At 73.6% G+C, this 2,848-nt stretch carries 2 protein-coding genes; both read right to left on the reverse strand.

Features of this window, described 5'->3' with window-relative positions:
* Positions 1-1,131, reverse strand: a 1,131-nt coding sequence (locus tag AOK00_RS36235; RefSeq protein ID WP_055604329.1) for a thiolase C-terminal domain-containing protein, incomplete at its 3' end; no start/stop codon positions are given.
* A gap of 13 nt (positions 1,132-1,144) precedes the next feature.
* The coding region (locus tag AOK00_RS36240) for an acyl-CoA dehydrogenase family protein (protein ID WP_055604330.1) at positions 1,145-2,848 on the reverse strand (1,704 nt) is incomplete at its 5' end.

A 2,848-nucleotide genomic window follows, 5' to 3' on the forward strand; every position in this document is an offset into this window, starting at 1 on the left:
GACCCGCGCCCCCGCCACCTGCCGGGCCCCCGCCTCGCCGCGCAGCTGCCAGACGAGTTCGGCGGCCTGTGCAAGGCCAGTCGCGCCCAGCGGATGCCCCTTGGAGATGAGGCCACCCGAGGGGTTCACGACCCAGCGGCCGCCGTACGTCGTCGCGCCGGACTCGACGAGCTTGCCGGAGGCGCCCTCCTCGCACATGCCGAGCGCCTCGTACGTGAGGAGTTCGTTGATGGAGAAGCAGTCGTGGAGTTCGATCACGTCGACCTCCTCGATGCCGAGCCCGGAGCGCTCGAAGGCCTGCCGGGCGGCGGCCCGGGACATCGGGCGGCCGACGGCGTCGATGCAGGAGCCCGAGGCGAAGGACTCCTCGGTGTCGGTGGTCATCGCCTGCCCGGCGATCTCCACCGCCCGGCCCCGCAGACCGTGTTCGTCGACGAAGCGCTCGGAGACGACGAGGGCGGCCGCCGCGCCGTCCGAGGTGGGCGAGCACTGGAGCTTGGTCAGCGGCCGGTGGACGGTCCTCGCGGCGAGGATCTCGTCGACCGTGTAGACGTCCTGGAACTGGGCGTTGGGGTTGTTCACCGAATGCTGGTGGTTCTTGGCGCCGACGGCCGCGAGCTGCACCTCGGTCGTCCCGTACCGCTCCATGTGCTCGCGGGCCGCGTTGCCGAAGAGCTGCGCGGTGGGCGGGCTCGCCTCGAAGCCGTGGCCGGCGGCCATGATCCCGTAGTGCCGGGCGACGGGCGAGGTCGTGAAGTCGCCGGCCCCCGATCCGCCGCCGAGCGCGCCCCGGCTCATCTTCTCGAAGCCGAGCGCAAGGACGCAGTCGGCGATGCCGCCCTCGACGAACTGGCGGGCCGTCATGAGGGCGGTGGAGCCGGTGGCGCAGTTGTTGTTGAGGTTGTAGACGGGGACGCCGGAGAGCCCGAGTTCGTACACGGCGCGCTGTCCGGCGGTGGAGGGCTGGAAGCAGTAGCCGACGGCGGCCTGCTCCACGCGCGCGTAGGGGACGCCCGCGTCGGCGAGGGCGGCGGTTCCGGCCTCCTCGGCCATGTCCCAGTACTGCCAGTCCCGGGTCTCGGGCTTCTCGAACTTGGTCATCCCGACACCGACGACGTACGCCTTGCCCATCTTCGGTTCCCCCTCAGTCTCTCGGCAGGCCGAGCAGCCGCTCGGCGACGACATTGAGCTGTACCTGTGTGGTGCCGCCCGCGATGGTGAGGCAGCGGGACATGAGCAGTCCGTGGACGGCCCGTTCGCCGGGGCCCTCGCGCACGGCGCCTTCGGGGCCGAGGAGTTCGAGGGTGAGTTCGGCGAGTTTCTGCTGGTGGAGGGTCTGGACGAGCTTGCGGACGCTGGCGCCCGCGCCGGGTTCGAGCCCGGACACCTGGAGCAGGGTGGTGCGCAGGCCGATGCACGCGAGCGCGTGCGCCTCGGCGAGCAGGGCGCCGATCCGTACCCGTACGGAGCTGTCGACCCGGTCCGCCCGTGCGATGACGGCTTCGAGGCCGGTGTCGAAGGCGACCTGGTCGGCCATGTGGACGCGTTCGTTGCCGAGGGTGTTGCGGGCGACCCGCCAGCCGTCGTCGACCTCGCCGACGACGGCGTCGGCGGGGAGGATCGCGTCGTCGAACCAGACCTCGTTGAAGAGGGAGTCCCCGGTGATCTCCTTGAGCGGCCGTACGTCGATCCCGGGGGTGTTCCGCATGTCGACGAGGAAGTAGGTGAGGCCCTTGTGCTTGGGGGCGGCCGGGTCGGTGCGGGCGAGCAGGATGCCGTGATGGGCCCACTGGGCGGCGCTCGTCCACACCTTCTGGCCGTTGATCCGCCAGCGGCCGTCCTCGGTGCGCTCGGCGCGGGTACGGAGGGAGGCGAGGTCGGAGCCGGCACCGGGCTCGGAGAAGAGCTGGCACCAGAGGCGCTCGCCGCGCAGCGTCGGGCCGAGGTGTTCGTCCTGCTGGGCGGGGGTCCCGTGAGCGAGGAGGGACGGCACGACCCAGGTGGCGATGCCGAGCCCGGCGACGGTGATCCCGGCCTCGTCCAGTTCCCGCTGGACGGCGAGCTGCTGGAGGGGGCCGGCGCCGAGGCCGTACGGCTCCGGGAGGTGCGGGGCGGCGTAGCCGGTGGGGGCGAGGGCGCGACGGGCTGCGGCGGGGTCGAGTCCGGCGGCCGGGGCGACTGCCTCGCGGGCGGCCGCGCGGTACGGGTCGACCTCGGGCGGCAGGTCGAGGCGGAGGCCGCGCCGGACGCCGGTGGCGGCGTGCCGGAGGGCGGCGAGCCGGTGCCGGTCGCCGGTGCCGAGGAGCTGGCGTGCGACGAGGGCGCGGCGGAGCAGCAGGTGGGCGTCGTGCTCCCAGGTGAACCCGGTGCCGCCGAGAATCTGGATGCAGTCCTTGGCGCAGGTGAACGCGGTGTCGAGGGCGGTGGCGGCGGCGAGCGCGGCGGTGAGGGAGCGGGCGTCGTCGTCCCCGGCCCTGGCGGCGTCCCAGGTGAGGGCGCGGGCCTGTTCGAGCCGTACGAGCATGTCGGCGCAGAGGTGCTTGACGCCCTGGAACTGTCCGATGGGGCGGCCGAACTGTTCGCGGGTGCGGGCGTGTTCGGCGGCGGTCTCCACGGCGCGGGCGGCGGTGCCGCAGGCGTCGGCGGCGAAGAGGACGGCGGCGAGGTCGTGGACGAGGGCGGTGTCGAGGGGGAGCTCGCGGGCGGCGGGGACATGGCGGCCGCGGGCGGTGATCTCGGCGGTGGGGCGGGTGGGGTCGGCGCTCTCGTGGGGCCGGACGGCGAGGCCGTCGGTGTCGACGGCGAGCCAGACGGAGCCGTAGGCGGTGGCGGCGCGCAGGATGACGAG

Origin of the sequence: Streptomyces aureus (genome assembly GCF_001418135.1) — a bacterium.
Taxonomy (GTDB): domain Bacteria; phylum Actinomycetota; class Actinomycetes; order Streptomycetales; family Streptomycetaceae; genus Streptomyces; species Streptomyces aureus_A.